Annotated in this window: 15 protein-coding genes; 4 read left to right on the plus strand and 11 right to left on the minus strand. The window is 66.2% G+C overall.

Translation table 11 applies throughout. The features are described 5' to 3' along the window. Positions 1-19: 19 nt before the first annotated feature. From ACEQX1_RS03885 to ACEQX1_RS03895, 3 genes are all read right to left on the minus strand, one after another. Positions 20-2,467 carry an LPS-assembly protein LptD gene (locus ACEQX1_RS03885; protein ID WP_370194912.1) on the minus strand — a complete coding sequence of 816 codons (2,448 nt, stop codon included), beginning with the start codon at positions 2,465-2,467 and terminating at the stop codon, positions 20-22. A gap of 143 nt (positions 2,468-2,610) precedes the next feature. Next, positions 2,611-3,693, minus strand: a complete 1,083-nt coding sequence (gene lptG, locus ACEQX1_RS03890) for an LPS export ABC transporter permease LptG (RefSeq protein ID WP_370194911.1) — start codon at positions 3,691-3,693, stop codon at positions 2,611-2,613. Next, a complete protein-coding gene (locus tag ACEQX1_RS03895) occupies positions 3,690-4,868 on the minus strand; it encodes an LptF/LptG family permease (protein WP_370194909.1) in 1,179 nt (392 codons plus the stop codon). The genes lptG and ACEQX1_RS03895 overlap by 4 nt, the downstream gene beginning before the upstream one ends. Before the next feature lie 286 nt (positions 4,869-5,154). Here ACEQX1_RS03895 and ACEQX1_RS03900 point away from each other — a divergent pair, with 286 nt between their 5' ends. Both ACEQX1_RS03900 and ACEQX1_RS03905 read left to right on the plus strand, forming a co-directional pair. Beyond that, positions 5,155-6,654 (plus strand): leucyl aminopeptidase, encoded by a 1,500-nt coding sequence (locus ACEQX1_RS03900; protein WP_370196523.1) that lies wholly within the window; start codon positions 5,155-5,157, stop codon positions 6,652-6,654. A gap of 12 nt (positions 6,655-6,666) precedes the next feature. Beyond that, positions 6,667-7,119: a DNA polymerase III subunit chi gene (locus tag ACEQX1_RS03905; protein WP_370194907.1), complete on the plus strand. Its 453-nt coding sequence runs from the start codon at positions 6,667-6,669 to the stop codon at positions 7,117-7,119. A 23-nt stretch (positions 7,120-7,142) separates the two neighbouring features. On the opposite strand, the gene ACEQX1_RS03910 is transcribed toward ACEQX1_RS03905, so the two are convergent. The 3 genes from ACEQX1_RS03910 to ACEQX1_RS03920 all read right to left on the minus strand — a co-directional run bounded on the left by ACEQX1_RS03910 (position 7,143) and on the right by ACEQX1_RS03920 (position 10,653). After that, positions 7,143-7,892: a hypothetical protein gene (locus tag ACEQX1_RS03910; RefSeq protein WP_370194906.1), complete on the minus strand. Its 750-nt coding sequence runs from the start codon at positions 7,890-7,892 to the stop codon at positions 7,143-7,145. A 241-nt stretch (positions 7,893-8,133) separates the two neighbouring features. Further along, positions 8,134-10,044 carry an ABC-F family ATP-binding cassette domain-containing protein gene (locus ACEQX1_RS03915; protein ID WP_370196524.1) on the minus strand — a complete coding sequence of 637 codons (1,911 nt, stop codon included), beginning with the start codon at positions 10,042-10,044 and terminating at the stop codon, positions 8,134-8,136. A gap of 99 nt (positions 10,045-10,143) precedes the next feature. Continuing rightward, positions 10,144-10,653 (minus strand): DinB family protein, encoded by a 510-nt coding sequence (locus ACEQX1_RS03920; RefSeq protein ID WP_370194903.1) that lies wholly within the window; start codon positions 10,651-10,653, stop codon positions 10,144-10,146. 195 nt (positions 10,654-10,848) lie between these two features. On the opposite strand from ACEQX1_RS03920, the gene ndk reads away from it, so the two are divergent. Then, positions 10,849-11,271, plus strand: coding sequence for a nucleoside-diphosphate kinase (gene ndk / locus ACEQX1_RS03925; RefSeq protein WP_009209396.1), 423 nt, complete (start codon positions 10,849-10,851; stop codon positions 11,269-11,271). A gap of 92 nt (positions 11,272-11,363) precedes the next feature. Here ndk and ACEQX1_RS03930 read toward each other — a convergent pair whose 3' ends face one another. The 4 genes from ACEQX1_RS03930 to uvrC all read right to left on the minus strand — a co-directional run bounded on the left by ACEQX1_RS03930 (position 11,364) and on the right by uvrC (position 14,932). Beyond that, positions 11,364-11,861: a molybdenum cofactor biosynthesis protein MoaE gene (locus ACEQX1_RS03930; protein ID WP_370196525.1), complete on the minus strand. Its 498-nt coding sequence runs from the start codon at positions 11,859-11,861 to the stop codon at positions 11,364-11,366. 2 nt (positions 11,862-11,863) lie between these two features. After that, complete coding sequence (gene moaD, locus ACEQX1_RS03935; protein WP_024350517.1) at positions 11,864-12,115, minus strand: molybdopterin converting factor subunit 1; 252 nt, start codon at positions 12,113-12,115, stop codon at positions 11,864-11,866. Between the two features lie 71 nt (positions 12,116-12,186). Next, positions 12,187-12,768: a CDP-diacylglycerol--glycerol-3-phosphate 3-phosphatidyltransferase gene (gene pgsA, locus ACEQX1_RS03940; RefSeq protein ID WP_024350518.1), complete on the minus strand. Its 582-nt coding sequence runs from the start codon at positions 12,766-12,768 to the stop codon at positions 12,187-12,189. A gap of 91 nt (positions 12,769-12,859) precedes the next feature. Next, complete coding sequence (gene uvrC / locus ACEQX1_RS03945; RefSeq protein ID WP_370196526.1) at positions 12,860-14,932, minus strand: excinuclease ABC subunit UvrC; 2,073 nt, start codon at positions 14,930-14,932, stop codon at positions 12,860-12,862. 369 nt (positions 14,933-15,301) lie between these two features. Between uvrC and ACEQX1_RS03950 the strand changes: the two genes are divergently transcribed. Next, positions 15,302-15,973: an outer membrane protein gene (locus tag ACEQX1_RS03950; RefSeq protein ID WP_370193729.1), complete on the plus strand. Its 672-nt coding sequence runs from the start codon at positions 15,302-15,304 to the stop codon at positions 15,971-15,973. Between the two features lie 18 nt (positions 15,974-15,991). On the opposite strand, the gene ACEQX1_RS03955 is transcribed toward ACEQX1_RS03950, so the two are convergent. Then, complete coding sequence (locus ACEQX1_RS03955; RefSeq protein ID WP_370193728.1) at positions 15,992-16,597, minus strand: glutathione S-transferase; 606 nt, start codon at positions 16,595-16,597, stop codon at positions 15,992-15,994. Positions 16,598-16,606 lie beyond the last annotated feature (9 nt).

Consider the following 16,606-nt stretch of genomic DNA (forward strand, 5'->3'; position numbering starts at 1 on the left):
GCGGCGGGGCGAACGGATGTCAGCCGTCGTCGCCGAGATCGTAGGAATAGCCGAAATCGGAAATCGTGCGGAGCCCGATGGTGAACATCAGCCGCGAGGAATCCGATTCCTGCGAATAGCGGTTCACCGTATCCTGGTAGGAGACGAGCAGGCTGAAGCACTCGTCGGCATAGCCGATGCCGAAGGTCTTCTCGACCACCGACTGGTTCTTGATGTCGTAGCCGACCGAACCGAAGGCGCTCCAGTTCTCGGCGAATTTCAGCGTGCCCGAACCGGTGATCTGGCTGCGATCCTCGATCGAACCATAGATCGGCTGGGCGTCGATGTTGGTGTAGGTCACCGTCGCGGTGGCATCGGACGAGCCGTAGGTTCCGAAGACGTCGGTGCGCCGGACCGCGAAGCTCTCCTCGTCGAAGCGGGCCTGGGTGCCGAGGGTGATGCCGATCGGCGTGCCGACGGCGATCGAGCCGACATAGTCGGAGCGATCGGACTCCAGACCGGAATCGTAGCCGACCAGCGCCAGATCGGTCTGCGCGAAGGAGTTCACGCCGCCCAGATGGTAGGACTGGCCGAACACCGCATTGACCGAGTAGCCGCCGTCGAAATTGCCGGCGTATTTGACGCCGACATTGGCGCGCGAGCCGCCCTCGATCCGGTCATAACCGGAGAACTTGTCGAGCGCGAACAGATTGGCGGTGTTGAACACCAGCGTCTGCGCGTCCTCGTTGGGCAGAAGGCCGATCTTCTGCTCGTCCGGCCGCAGGATGACCTGGCCGATCGGCTCGATCACATGCGAGGAATTGGCGGTTTCGATCAGATAGGGGTAGCGCGCTTCCATCGCCGCGGTCGCCATGCCGCGCGTGCCGGTATCGTCCAGCGACAGGGCGCCCTGACGGTAGTAATCGGCCAGCCAGTCGCCCTTCTGATCGTTCGGGACCAGATTGTAGGCCGCCGGCGTCACCGGGTTGGGGATCGTCACCGGCCGGCCGGTCGCGGGGTCGGTATAAGTGTAGGGCTCGTAGAAATAGTTCGCGAAGCCGTCGGAGCGCATGTCGGCGGTGTAGAAATCGCCGCGCACCGAGGCGGTCGGCGACAGGACGAGACCGGTCTCCAGCGTGTAGGAGTCACGCCAGGCGAGATCGGCCGAGGCGCGGGTATAGTCGCCTTCCAGCGCGTTGTAGCGCAGAAGGTCGGAGCGATACTGGTAGCCGTTCATCGGCGTCCGGCAGGCCTCGTTCATGTCGTCGACGAGGTAGAGCGAGGTCGCGCAGATCGGATCGACCGAACCGTCGTCGCGATGCAGCGACGCGACGTTCATCTCCAGCTTCACTTCGCCGCCGAGAACGCTTTCCTGCTCGATGCGCTCATAGTCGAAGCTCGGCGCCACCAGCGGCTGGGTGTCGGCGGCATCCGGGTTGACCGACTGATACTGGAACTTCTGGCCGCGCAGGTCGAAATAGCTCTGGTCGCCGAGACCGGTCAGATAAATCTCCGACGTCTTCACGGTGTCGCCGTAGCCGGGGATTTCGTAGGTCGCGGAGAAGTTCTCGTCCGACTGCACCATGACGTCCCAGCCGAGCGTCCAGCGCTCACTGAGGGCGAACTGCGCCTTCGAGCCGATCATGCCGCGTTCGGTGTTGTCGAAGTCGGGTGAGGCTCTGGTGAGTTCGCCGGTCGTCGTGTTGTAGACGTTGTCGCCGGCAAAGGCGTCCGGGTCGTTCTGGCTGATGCCGGCGGCCTGCAGCGTGAAGAAGCCGTTCTCGAAGGCCTGGCGGTACTCGGCCTCGGCCAGGAAGCCCTGCTTGGTGTAGTAGGTGCCGGACAGGGTCACGTCCTTGTCGTCGGCAATGTCGATGAAATACGGGGTGCGCAGGCCGTAGCCGAGATTGCTCGACGACTTGAAGGTCGGGGTCAGGAAACCGGTCTTGCGCTTGACCGTCGGGTCCGGCGACTGGAAGTACGGCATGTAGGCGATCGGCACGCCGAGCAGCTCGAACTTGGCGCCGTAGTAGCGCACTTCCTTCTCGGTCTGGTCCCAGACGATCCTGCGGGCCTTCACCTGCCAGAGCGGCGCCCGATCCGGATTCTCGCGGCAGGTTTCGCAGGCCGTGTAGACACCCTGCTGGAAAGTCGTGACGCTGCCGTCCTGACGCACGGCGTCACGGGCGGCGAAGCGGGTGTTGTCCGGGGTCTCGATCCGCAGCGCCTTGACGAAGCCGTCGCGGAAATCATCGGTGATGTCGATGCTGTCCGCGTAGACCTTATTTCCGTCCGGCTGTTGCAATTCCACATCGCCCGAAGCCACCAGACGACGGGTGTTCTGGTCGTAGGTGACGTTCCGCGCGACCAGCTTGTAGCTGCCATAGTCGATCCGCACACCGCCGGAAGCGGTGACGATGGAGTTGTCGGTATTGTAGGTGACGGTATCGGCTTCCAGGAACATCTGGGCGTCGTCCGGCACTGACATGTCGGCCGGAATGACCGCCTGTGCCCACGCTGCCTGGCCCCCGAAGCCGAGGCCGCAAATGGCTGTTCCCGCAAGGAGAACCGCCCGTATGCCGGCCTGCGCGTCGCGGCGTTCTGCGCGACTGGCCCCCCTCGCAACCATACTCAACCATCCTCTTGATGGAGCAGGATCGTCACCCCAGACAATCCTGCCGCCAAGACCGGAAACCACGCTGCCATAACCGGTGGTACCACGTCATTGCTTCCGAGAGCTTTCGCCAAGAACGTGACGACGTAAAGCACGAATCCGGCCATTACACCGCCCGCAATCGTCCTACCAGACTGGCCCGTGCGCGAAAACCTCGTGGCGACGGTCGCGGCGAGCAAAGTCATGGCGATGAACAGGGCCGGCTGCGCCACCAGCGTGTGGTACTGCATCCGGAAGGCGTCGGTGTTGAAGCCCAGACTTGCGGCAACGTCGATCTTCGAACCGAGCTGCCAGATGGAGATCGCCTCGGGATCGGCGATCCGCTGTTCGACATATTCGGGGCGCAGGCTGGTGGGAAGCTTGTATTCCTGCGGGAATTCCGGCCGGTAGCCGACCCGCGTCACCCGCGGCTTCTCCAGAAGCCAGTACTCGTCGTTGAGAACCGCGCGCGCCGCGTCGATGCGCTCCTTCACGATCCCCTCGTCGTTCATGACGAAAGCGGTGATGTCGCCGAGAACCGTGCCGCCGCGCGCCACCGTCTTGGCGCCGAGGATCGACTGGACGCCGTCGCCCTCCTGACGCAGCCATGGAACGCGGTCCGAGCTCGAGACGTCGCCGCCGGCGGTCATGGTGGTCTGCATGTCCTCGGACAGGGTCTTCGTATAGGCGGTCAGCGGATTATAGACGAAGGTCGCCACGATCCCGATCAGGAACGAGCCCACCACGAAGGGCAGAAGGATCTGCCAGATCGAGACGCCGGAGGCACGCGCCACGACGAGCTCCAGGCGCCGGTTGAGGGTCAGCAGGGTGTAGATCGACGAGAACAGGACGATGAAGGGGAAGGCCTGTCCGATGAAGCTCGGCACCCGCAACAACGAGAAGAGGGCGGTCGCACCGAATCCGAGGTCCTCGAAGCGGCTGCGGCGGCTGACCTCGATCAGGTCGATCAGGTAGATCAGCGCGAAGACCGTCAGCAGCGTCGACAGGAAGCTGACGACATACATGCGGAAGAAATAGCGGTTGAGGGTCCAGTTCCTCATCGGGCGGCCCCCGCGGCCCGGCGCCGGCCGAACAGGGCGGCATAGCTGTCCTGCAGGGCGGTCGTCGCCTGTTGCAGCGGCGCCCAGCCGGCAAGGTCGAAATTGCGCCAGATCAGCACGCTGTTCAGGGCGATGGCGGCCAGCGGCAGCAGATAGGAAATCACCACCCAGAAGACGCCCTGCTCGATCTGCGAGAGGGTGACGAAGCCGGCGGCTTTCAGCGCCAGCCCGCCGCACAAGCCCAGCGTCATCGCGGGACCGGTGCCCTGGCGGTTGGTCGAGGGCTGGCCGGCAACGACGATCGCCCACAGGACGAAGGCGATGGCGAAGAGCCAGTTGGTCATCCGGTCGGTCAGTTCCTCGGTGAAGCTGTGCGGCCGTTCCTGGTAGAGGCCGTCATTGGGATCGGGCGAGATCAGCGCGGAAGTGCTGCGCTCGGAGGCGCGCACCCAGCTGTTGTCGGTCGCCGGCCGCAGCGCGGCGAGATCGAAGGCATAGGTCTGGAACTGGATCACCGAGACGCTGTTGTCGGCGGTGTTGCGGCGGTGCAGCTGGCCGTCGAACAGGAGCAGCAGCGAATTGGCGTCCTCGTCGATGATCTTCGCCTCGCGGGCGAAATAGGTGAGGTCGCTGGCCGGGTCGCGGGTGTCGGCGATGACGAGGCTCTCGACCGTCGCGCCGTTCACGTCGCCGATGCTGATGACGATGCCGTCCTGCACCTGCTCGAAGCGGCCGGGCTTCAGAAACAGGGTGATCATGTCGGCGTTGATCGAGCGGATACCGTTCTGGAACGCGCTCATCGAGGCCGGTCCGACGACATTGCCGATCAGGAGCATGATCAGGCCGCCCAGAAGGCCGAGGGCGACGATGGGACGCGCGATGACGGCCTGCGAGGCACCGGCAGCCGAGATGACGGCGCGTTCGGAATCGGAATTCAGCGAGTTCAGCGCCTGGATCGCGCCGATCAGAAGCGCGAAGGGCAGGACCCCGGCGAACAGGTCCGGCAGCAGCATCAGGGCGATCCAGAAGATATTGCTGGCGGCCGAGGCGCTGGTCTTGACCACGTCGATGCGCGACAGCGCCTGGACGATCCAGACGATCAGCACCAGCGAGGTCAGCGACGAGGCCGCATACACGAAGGCCCGCTTGAAGATGTAGCGTTCCAGAATCGTCATGCGGTTCCGGTTCCCGCGGCTGCAGATTGGCCCATTGCCTCGCTCGATTTTTCACTTGCGGCCGGCGCGGGCCTGGAGAAACAGCCGGCGGCCGGCTCTCGTCGTGGAAGGAAGATTACACCAGCTTGGCTAAAGAAGGGCGAAGAACGATGGTGAACAGGGCGTATCTTCGGCCGCGGGCCTTGCAATGCGGCCCGTCCCGACCATCATTGCCCGCGTCGCCGCATGCCGCCCCCGGACGGCTGTTCCGCCGCGACACGATTTCATTCGACCCGCAGGAGACGTCATGGCCAGCCTTCCCTCGATCGAGTTCGTCGCAAAGGATGCACCAGCCAAGGGTGTGCTGGTCGTCCTCGCCGGCAAGGATGCCGGCCTGGCGGCGAGTGCGGGCGACGCGGTTCGGTCCCTCGTATCGCGCGCCGCGGGCGTCGCCAGGTTCAAGGGCAAGCACCTTGCGACACTCGACGTCCTGGCACCCGCCGATGTCGATGCCGACCGGCTGCTGGTCGTCGGCACGCATGCCGACAAGCCGCTGACCGACGAGGACTGGCTGAAGCTCGGCGGCGTCATCGCCTCGAAGACCAAGGGCGCGCCAGAGGTGACGATCCGCTGCGAGCGCGCCGACGGCGACGTCTCGGCCGCCGAAGCCGCGATGCTCGCCGCGGGCGCCAGCCTGCGGGCCTATGATTTCGACCTCTACAAGACGAAGTCGTCCCGCAAGAACGGCGACGACGAGCCCAAGGTCGCTTCCAAGATCGCTCTGGCCGTCGCCGACATCGCCGCGGCAAAGGACGCCTACACGGTCCAGGAGGCGATCGCCGCCGGCACGATGCTTGCCCGCGACCTCGTCAACGAGCCAGCCAATGTTCTCGGGCCGGTCGAGTTCGCCGATCGCATCGCCGCGCTGTCGCAGCAGGGTATCGACGTCGAGATCCTCGGCGAGGCGGAATTGCGGGCGCTGAAGATGGACGCGCTTCTCGGCGTCGCGCAGGGTTCGCCGCGGCCGCCGCGTCTGGCCATCATGCGCTGGAACGGCGGCCCGGACGACGAGGCGCCGATCGCCTTTGTCGGCAAGGGCGTCGTCTTCGACACCGGCGGCATCTCGATCAAGCCGGCGGGCTCGATGGACGAGATGAAGGGCGACATGGGTGGTGCGGCCGCCGTGGTCGGCGTGATGCGGGCGCTGGCGGGCCGGTCCGCCAAGGTCAACGCCATCGGCATTGTCGGCCTCGTCGAGAATTCCGTCGACGGCAATGCCCAGCGGCCGGGCGACATCGTCACCGCGATGTCCGGCACGACGATCGAGGTGCTGAACACCGACGCCGAGGGCCGGCTCGTTCTGGCCGACGCGCTCTGGTACTGCCAGGACCGCTTCAAGCCGAAGTTCATGGTCAATCTGGCGACGCTGACGGGCGCCATCATCGTGGCGCTCGGCAACCAGCATGCCGGCCTGTTCTCCAACAATGACGAATTGTCCGACCGGCTGCTGGCCGCCGGCATCGGCACCGGCGAGAAGGTCTGGCGCCTGCCGCTGGCGCCGGAATACGACAAGATGATCGAGGGCAAGTTCGCCGACATCAAGAACATCGGCGGCGGACGGGCAGCCGGTGCGATCACCGCGGCGCAGTTCCTGCAGCGCTTCGTCAACGACGTGCCCTGGGCGCATCTCGACGTCGCCGGAACGGCGATGGGCTCGCCGGCCAACGAGTACAACCAGTCCTGGGCGTCGGGCTTCGGGGTGCGCCTCCTGGACCGGCTGGTGTCCGACCACTACCAGGCCGGCTAGGGACAAGGCTTGATGACCGAGGTCCTGTTCTACCACCTGACCCAGAGCCGGCTCGAGGAGGCGCTGCCCGACCTTCTCGAAAAGAGCCTGGGGCGGGGGTGGCGCGTCGTGGTGCAGTTCTCCTCGGAGGAACGCCGCGACGCCCTCGATCATCATCTCTGGGTCTATCGCGACGAGAGCTTCCTGCCGCATGGCAGCGATTCAGACAGCAGCGGTGCGTTGCAGCCGATCCTGCTGACCGTCGAAGCCGAGCAGAAGGCCAACGACCCGCAAGTGCGGTTCCTCGTCGACGGGGCCGTGCCGGCGAGCCTCGAGGGCTATGTGCGGGCGGTCTACCTCTTCGACGGCCACGATGCCGAACAGCTCGACCTGGCGCGCTCGCGCTGGAAGGTGGAGAAGGCCGCCGGGCACGCGGTTACCTACTGGCAGCAGAACGACGACAGCCGCTGGATCAAGAAGGTCTGAGCCGACGATAGCTTTGCCGGATGTCAGCGTTCGCTGCTGTGACCACCGAGCCAGCGTTCGTCGCGCCCATCGGCCGGTTCGGTCCGCTGCGCCAGATGGGCCGGCACCGTCTTCGCCGCGGTGAGCGTCGCCCGGTACCAGCCCGGTCGCAGATGGACGATCAGGGCGAAGGCGAGGAGATTGGCGAAGCTCGCCAGCTCCAGCGTTTCCTCGATCCAGACGGCGTTGCGAGCCTCGGCCCATTCGGCGCCGACGAGCATCAGCGTGCTGGCACCCACCGGCACGAGCCAGAACAGGGTGACCTCTCGGATGCTACGAGCCAGCGGTACCCGGCGATACAGCAGCAGCGCCACGGCGCCGAGCGCCAGGGCAAACGGGATGACATCCTTGTAGGTGCCGGTCAGGCACGGACCACCCTCGTAGAAGCTGCTGGAGCAGGCCGGCGTCTCGCGCATGCTGGCCATGGCGCAGCCGAAGCTGCCGAGCAGCGTCACGTAGAAGGTCTCGAAGTCGAACCGCAGAGCGGCGATCAGGAAGCCGATGGCGGCCAGCGCGACGGTCGCGACCTGCAGCAGTTCATGCGGGCTGTTCTCGGGAATCGTCGCATCGCCGGCGGAGGCGCCCACCAGCAGGAGGCTGCAGGCGACAGCGACCAGAATCGCCCCCGCTGCGACGGCGGCGAACACCGCCAGCTCACGCCAATGCAGCCGTTGTCGCACGACATGCAGGATGTCTCCGGGGAGGCCTGACAGGCCGGCATATGAGATGCGCATGCAAGGTGCTTTCCTGAAGCGCTCTCCATGACTGTCCGAAGGGACTGGCGGCCAGAGGGCGGCTTCGACATGGCGGGGCCGCCCCGCTGGGACAGCCAGCGCCGACCGAACGCCGGCAACGACGTGTTGCAGGCGTGTGCAGCCAAGATGTCATTTTCGTGACGCCCGCCGCAAGCCGGGGAAGTTGCTTGCGACAACGACTATCCGTTCACCGACTGGCGTCTCGCGGCGGTCGGTGGCGTTATTCGGCGGCCATTGCGGAATCATGTTCCTCGGTCAGGCCGAGCCAGTCTTCCTCGCAGGCGGCGAGCGTCTTGGCGGCCGCGGCGCGCTGCTTGTTGAGCTCGCTCGCCTTGGCCGGATCGCTCGTGTAGAGCGCCGGATCGCCGAGCTTCTCGTCGAAGGCCTCGATGGTCTTCTGCAGCCGCGAGATCTGGATCTCGAGCTGGCTGATCTTCTTCCTGAGCGGCTTCAGGGCCTCACGGCGCTCGGCCGCCTGGCGGCGCTGGTCGACCTTGGAGACCGGCGCGGGCGCGGGGGCGGCCTCGCCGGTGCTGCCCACGGCCGGAACGCCGCTGCCCTTGGTCGCGCCGGACAGGACCAGCTTCTTGTAGTCTTCCAGATCGCCGTCGTAGCGCGACACCGTGCCGTCGGCGACGATCCACAGGCGGTCCATCGTCGCCTCGACCATGTGGCGGTCATGGCTGATCAGGATGACGGCGCCGGGATAGTCGTTGAGCGCCCGCACCAGGCTCTCTCGGGCCTCGATGTCGAGATGGTTGGTCGGCTCGTCGAGGATCAGAAGGTTGGGGGCGTCCAGCGTGGCGAGGCCCATCAGCAGGCGGGCCTTCTCGCCGCCCGACAGTTTCTCGGCGGCGGTGTCCATCTTCTGGGTCGGCAGGCCCATCTGCGCCACCTTGGCGCGCACCTTCGGCTCGGTGGCGTCGGGCATCAGCCGGCGCACATGCTGCACGGCGCTTTCGGCCGGGCGCAGATCGTCGATCTGGTGCTGGGCAAAGAAGGCGATCTTCAGCCCCGGCGCCCGGGTGATGGTGCCGCTCTGCTCGCGCAGGCGCTGGGCGAGGAGCTTGGCGAAGGTGGACTTGCCGTTGCCGTTCTGGCCGAGCAGGGCAATCCGGTCCTCGGTGTCGATCCGCAGATCGAGGCCCGACAGGATCGGCCGGCCGGGCTCGTAGCCGACCGTCACATGTTCCATGCGAATGATCGGGGAGGCGGCCTGCTTCTCCGGCCCCTCGAAGACGAAGGGCGTGACGTGCTCCTCGACGATGCCCTGCAGCGGCTGCATGCGTTCCAGCGCCTTCAGGCGCGACTGGGCCTGCCGGGCCTTGGACGCCTTGGCGCGGAAGCGCTCGACGAAGGCCTCCATGTGTTTCTTGGCGGCTTCCTGCTTGACGATCGACTTCTGCAGGAGCTCCAGCTTCTCGGCCCGCTGACGCTCGAACTGGTCGTAGTCGCCCCGGTAGAAGACCAGCTTCTTCTGGTCGAGATGGACGATCGCATTCACCGCATTGTTCAGGACGTCGCGGTCATGGCTGATGACGATCACGGTGTAGGGATAGCGCGAAACGAAATTCTCGAGCCAGAGCGTGCCTTCCAGATCGAGATAGTTCGTCGGCTCGTCGAGAAGCAGCAGATCGGGCCGCGAGAACAGCACCGCGGCCAGCGCGACGCGCATCCGCCAGCCGCCCGAGAAGGACGAGGCGGGACGGGCCTGCGCCGCCATGTCGAAGCCGAGGCCGGACAGGATGGACGAGGCGCGGGCTTCCGCGGAATGCGCCTCGATATCGGCAAGGCGGGTGTGGATGTCGGCGATCCGGCCCGGATCGGTCGCCGTATCGGCTTCGGCCAGGAGATCGACGCGCTCGCGGTCGGCCTTCAGCACGATCTCGATCAGCGACTCCTCGGTGCCGGGGGCCTCCTGGGCGACCTGACCGAGGCGCGTGTTCTTCGGGAACGACACAGTGCCGGTCTCGGCCGCCAGTTCGCCGGTGATGACCTTGAACAGCGTCGACTTGCCCGCGCCGTTGCGGCCGACGAGGCCGACCTTGCTGCCGGCTGGCAGCGACAGGCTGGCATTGTCGATGAGAAGGCGCCCGGCGACGCGCGCGGAAAGATTGGTGATCTGAAGCATGGCGCAGCTTTTGCCACGCCATGACGCAGTGCGGAAGGGGACGATGGGAGACAGTTGCGCGCCAAGCTGTTCGCGACTGTCGCAACGATGGCTCCGGCGCTAACCGTGACCGGTCTCGCGCTGGTAGGTGACGAGGTCGAACCCCGGTGCCACCCGGCCGAATCCGGTAAGGATCGCATGGGCCTGCCCGCGATGGTGGGTCTGATGATTGAAGACATGCAGGAGCGCGGCGCCGAGCCTCTGGCTGAATTCCCGCGGGTCGGTAAGCGAACGGTAGGAGATGGGACTGTCAAGGTCGTGATCGGACAGGCCGTCGATCCAGCGAGCGATCCGGGCATCCTCGGCCTGTCTCGCCTGCTGCAATTCGGCGAAATCCTCGAACAGGATGGCATCGAGCCGGTCCGGCGCGTCGCCGGTGCCTGTGAAGCGCCGCAGCCAGATCCGGTCGGCGACGAGGAGATGGTTGAGCGTGCCCAGCATGGAGCCGAAGAAGACGCCGCGGTCGGCCCGCAGCTCCGCGCCGGTGAGATCGCCTGTGGCACGATAGAGCCGTTCGTTGCACCAGCGATTGTAGCCAGCCAGCAGGCGGGCGGTGTCGGTCGAGAGCATCGCGGGTCTCCGGCATCGGATAGTGGCGAGGGCCACCATGGTCGCCGAGAATTCCGCGCCTGACCGAAGCTGGCAAGGCGCAGCTTGCGAAATCGCGCCGGGGACGGGGCGGGTGCGCTGCAACGCCTTGCTCCGGCCAAGGCGCGTCGCTATAGGTCGCCCACTTTCCCCGATCCAATCGAAAAGGACTAGGACATGGCGGTCGAACGCACGTTCTCTATGATCAAACCCGACGCGACCCGTCGCAACGTGACTGGCGCGATCACCGCCATGCTGGAAGAGGCCGGCCTGACGGTCGTGGCATCGCGCCGCGTGTGGATGAGCCGCCGCGAAGCCGAGGGCTTCTACGCCGTCCACAAGGAACGTCCGTTCTTCGGCGAACTCGTCGAGTCGATGTCGTCGGGCCCGACGGTCGTCCAGGTGCTGCAGGGCGAGAACGCCATTGCGCGCAACCGCGAGATCATGGGCGCCACCAACCCGGCCGACGCCGCCGAGGGGACCATCCGCAAGGCCTTCGCCCTGTCGATCGGCGAGAACTCGGTGCACGGCTCCGACGCGCCGGAGACGGCTGCGCAGGAGATCGCCTACTGGTTCTCCGAGACCGAAATCGTCGGCTGATCGTCGACGTTTCAGGTGACTGAATGAAGAAGGGAGGCCGATGGCCTCCCTTTTTTCGTTCCAGGACAGGGGTGCGCTCGTTGTCCCGGGCGTCAGATCCGGTGCCAGCGATCGGTTGCGGCGTCGTCGGTGTCCTTTGCCTCGATCCAGCCGCCGGTGCTGCCGTCGACGAGGTGCTCGCGCTTCCAGAAGGGCGCCTGGGTCTTCAAGAAGTCCATGAGGTAAGACGCCGCCTCGAAGGCAGCCTGCCGATGGGCGGAGGAACAGGCGACGAAGACGATCTCCTCGCCGGGCGCGACCCGGCCGTAGCGATGGATCGCACGGCAGCCGAAGAGCGGCCAGCGGGCCAGGGTCTCGCGGGCGATCCGCGCGATCTCGCGTTCGGCCATGCCGGGGTAATGTTCGAGTTCCAGCGCGGCGAGGCGGCCGCCTTCGTCGCGGCAATAGCCAGAGAAGGTGACGAGGCCGCCGACGGCACCGCCGCCTGTCATGGCCGCGATCTCGGCGGCGATGTCGATGTTCTCCGCCTGGATCCGGACCACCGGCTCGATGTCATCGGACGAGGCCGGGGCGGCGGTTCCCTCAGCCATTCTCAGCCCCCGGTCATCGGCGGGAAGAGCGCGATCTCGCGGGCGCCGGCGACGGGTTCGGAATGGTCCGCGTGTTCCTGGTCGATAGCGACGCGGATGAATTCCGGCGACTGGAGCGCTGCCGCATAGGTCTCGCCGCGCCCCTTCAGCCAGGCCAGGAGATCGGCGACCGTGACGATCCCCGCCGGAAGTTCGACCTCTTCGTCAGAGACGCCGATGCGTTCGCGCACCCATGCGAAATAGGCGAGTTTCATGGGAGAACCTCCTGCAATGGACATCGGGCTGTCGCGCGCGAGTGGCCGCGACGGGCGCGGCTCGGCCGTCGTCAGTCCGCGATGTGCTTCAGACCGGCACGGAAATAATCATAGCCGGTGTAGAGCGTCACGATCGCCGAGATCCACAAGAGCACGATCCCGGTCTCGGTGGCGAGGGGGTAGATATCGTCGGCCGCAGGCCCGGCAAGCAGGAAGCCGATCGCCACCATCTGGATGGTCGTCTTCCATTTGGCGAGCTGGGTGACCGGCACCGAGACCTTCAGTTCGGCGAGATATTCGCGCAGGCCCGAGACGAGGATCTCGCGGCACAGGATGACGATGGCCGCCCACAGGCTCCAGCCGGCGATGGTGCCGTCGGCCGCCAGCAGCAGCAGCGCCGCGGCGACGAGGAGCTTGTCGGCGATCGGGTCCAGCATGCGGCCGATGGTCGAGGTCTGCTGCCAGGCGCGCGCCAGATAGCCGTCGAGGAAATCGGTGACGCTGGCCGCCAGGAATATGAACAGCGCCGACCAGCGCGCATAGTCCGGGCTTCGCAGCGTCCCTTCCAGGAAGAAGCAGAGGACAACGAGCGGCACGCAGACGATGCGCGCATAGGTGAGGAGATTGGGTAGGCTGTAGGCGCGAGATGCCATGGAAAGTCCGCTTCGGCTGTGCGTGTCAGTACAAGCCCGCAAGCCGGGCTCTCGTCAACCGCCATTGTCCGCATGACACATGACGGTCAGTTCATCCACGCTCGTGGAAGTGGTCGTAGATCGATTTCGCCATGGCCGCCGAGATGCCTTCGACTTCGCGCAGGTCGCTGAGGGCGGCCCGCGACACGGCCTTGGCCGTCCCGAAATGGTGGAGCAGGGCGCGTTTGCGCGACGGACCGATGCCGCCGATCTCGTCGAGCGGATTCTTGACCAGCTCCTTCTTGCGCCGCGCCCGATGGGTGCCGATGGCGAAGCGGTGGGCCTCGTCACGCAGCCGCTGCAGGAAATAGAGCACCGGATCGCGGGGCGGCAGCGAGAAGGGCTCGCGCTCGCCGGTGACGAAACGCTCGCGGCCGGCATCGCGGTCGACGCCCTTGGCGACGCCGATCGTGGTGACCCGGTCGGCGATGCCGAGCTCGTCGAGAATTTCGCGCACCGCCGAGATCTGGCCCTTGCCACCGTCGATCAGGACGAGGTCCGGCCAGGCGGGCATGGACGAGTCGGACAGGGCATCCTGCGGATCCTCCTCGTCTTCGGTCTGGGCGGAGAGGTCCACCGGAGCATCGCCGTGCTCCTTGATCAGCCGCGAGAAGCGCCGGCGCATGACATCCTTCATCATGCCGAAATCGTCGCCCGGCGTGATGTCGTCGCCCCGGATATTGAACTTGCGGTAGTGATTCTTGGCGAAGCCCTGCGGACCGGCGACGATCATGCCGCCGACGGCGGCGGTGCCCATGATGTGGGAGTTGTCGTAGACCTCGATCCGACGCGGCGTGCGCGCCAGCCCGAAGGTCTCGGCGACGCCCTTGAGGAGCCGCGCCTGCGACGAGGTCTCGGCCAGCCGGCGCCCCAGCGCCTCGCGGGCGTTGGCCGTGGCATGGTCGACGAGATCGCGCTTCAGACCGCGGGCCGGCACGCCGATCTGCACCCGGTGCGAGGCCTTCAGGCTCAGCGCCTCGGCCAGCAGTGGGCCGTCGTCGACCATCAGCGGCAGCAGCACGAGGCGCGGCACCGGCTTGTCGTCATAGAACTGGGCGAGGAACGCCCCCAGCACTTCGCCCGGCTCCAGCGAGGAATCGGCCTTCGGGAAATAGGCGCGGTTGCCCCAGTTCTGGCCGGTGCGGAAGAAGAACACCTGGATGCAGGTCATGCCGCCTTCCTGGTGGATGGCGAAGACGTCGGCTTCCTCGATCCCGGTCGGGTTGATTCCCTGATGGCTCTGGACGTGGGAGAGGGCGGCCAGCCTATCGCGGTAGATCGCGGCGCGCTCGAAATCGAGATCGTCTGAGGCTTCCTGCATGGCCGCCGACATGCCGTTCTTGATCTGGTTGGACCGGCCGGACAGGAACGCCTTGGCCTCCCGCACGAGACCGTCATAGTCGGCGATCGAAATCTCGCCGGTGCAGGGCGCCGAGCAGCGCTTGATCTGGTGCAGCAGGCAGGGCCGGGTGCGGCTCTCGTAGACCGAATCCGTGCAGGTGCGCAGCAGGAAGGCCCGCTGCAGCGAGTTGATCGTGCGCCCGACCGCGCCGGCCGAGGCGAAGGGGCCGAAATAGCTGCCCTTTCGCGAGCGCGCACCGCGATGCTTCATGATCGCCGGCGCTTCGTGATCCTCGCTCACCAGGATGTAGGGGAAGGATTTGTCGTCGCGCAGCAGCACGTTGTAGCGCGGGCGCAGGCGCTTGATGAGGTTGGCCTCGAGCAGCAGTGCCTCGGTCTCCGTGCGCGTCGTCACGAATTCCATCTGCCGCGTCTCGCGGATCATCCGCGCGATGCGCTGGGTGTGGCCGCCCAGCCGCGTGTAATTGGCGACGCGCTTCTTCAGCGAGCGGGCCTTGCCGACATAGAGGACGTCGCCGTCCTTGCCGAACATGCGGTAGACGCCCGGCTGGTTCGGCAGCCGCTTGGCGAGCGCGGCGATCAGCTCGGCCCCGGTGAGTTCGCCCGCCAACTGCTGGCCGGCATCGTCCCAGTCGATCGAGGCCAGCAGCGCGGCACTCGCCGCGGCGGCATCGCCGTCCGGGGCTTCGCTGCCCTCGTCCAACGGATCGGACTCGGCGGCGTCGATCAAATCGTCGTCTGTCTCTTCAGGCTCGTCGATCATTTTATCCTGGCCGGAGAGGGGCTTGGCGCCGCTTCCGGATATCTAGAATCAGGGTCCGCCATGCGTCGGCCAAGGGATGCCGGTGCGGTTGCGCCCCTTCTATATGATTCCGCACCGGCGAGAATGCAGGGGGGCGCGATCACTTCCGCGCATCTGGCGAGAGCGCATCTTGGCAGGTGTCGCGATTCGGCAACTATCGCTGGAAAACGCGCCGAAACGATGCAGCCATTCGCGACGCCGGCTGTTTCCTTTTGGAACGATCCCCACATCGGATCGAGAGCCATGTGGCTGCCGCGCGCCGAACGGGCCCGCAGGCGCCACGATCGCCGGCCGGGACCTTTGCCGGCGGGATCGGGAAGGAGAAGGCGCATGCTGAACCTGCTTCGCAGTCTCGCGGTCGGAACCGCTGCGGCCGTTGCTCTGGTGCCTGCCGCGCGCGCAGCCGACGTGATCTATGAAGAGCCGCAGCCGCCGGTGGTGGCGCCGCTCGCTCCCTCCACGCCGGTCTATGTCTGGTCGGGACCGTATGCGGGCGCCTTCGTCGGCTACAACACGTCGAATTTCGACCAGTCGACCGGTGCGAGCTTCGACGGCGACGGCTTCGTCGGCGGCGTCTACACCGGCTACAACTGGCAGACCGATCAGTTCGTCTATGGTCTGGAAGCCGATCTCGGCGGGTCGAACGTCGATGCCAGCGGAACCAATGCGACCACCGGTGCGCAGATCGATGCCGACAACAACATCTTCGGCTCGTTCCGGGCACGGGCCGGCGTCGCGGTCGATCCGTTCCTCGTGTTCGCGACTGGCGGCGTGGCCGCAGCACGCAACGAGCTGTCGCTCAACGGGTTTTCCGACAGCCAGACGAGCATCGGCTACACGCTCGGAGCCGGTGTCGAAGCGCGCGTCAGCGACGATGTGACGACGCGCCTCGAATATCGCTATTCGGATTTCGGCAGCGAGACCTACGATCTCGGCAATACCAGTATCTCGTCGGGCTTCGACGAGCATTCGATCCGGGCCGGCATCGCGCTGAAATTCTAGCGGCCGGCCCGGTCGGAATCAGCTCGCCGGCATGGACGGCTTGAGATCGGCATAGGCCGGGAACTGCTGCTCGAAGCGCTGCAGCCAGGCTGCAAGCTGCGGCCGTTCGCCCTCGATCTTGCCCGGGAAGCGCATGGTGGCCCAGCCGAGCAGCGCCGCGACGGCGAAGTGGCCGATGGTCAGGTCTTCGGGAAGTTCCAGGATCTGCTGTTCCAACGATGCCAGGCCGCGGTCGGCCTTGCGCAGCTGCTTGTCCACCCAGGGCTGGTGACGCTTGTCCTCGGGCCGGTAGCGGACTTCGTAGACAGACAGGATCAGGGCATCGACGATGCCGTCGGCCGTCGCCTCGACGGTGGCGGCGATGCGCCAGGGCTCGATCGCCTGCGGCACCATCTGGTTGCCGCTCATGCGGTCGAACAGGGCGCAGATCACGCGGCTGTCGTAGACCGTCGCGCCGTCATCCACGACCAGCACGGGGATCTTGCCGAGCGGATTGGCCCTGAGCAGCTCATCGGGCTCGGCGGTGGTGTCGACCGGCACGGTCTCGATGGCGATGCCGCAATGGCTGGCGGCCATGCGGACCTTGGCGGCAAAGGGGGACGGGGCGGAATAGTAGAGACGCATGCTGTTCGA

The organism is Aurantimonas sp. (assembly GCF_964217435.1).
GTDB classification, from domain to species: Bacteria; Pseudomonadota; Alphaproteobacteria; order Rhizobiales; family Rhizobiaceae; genus Aurantimonas; species Aurantimonas coralicida.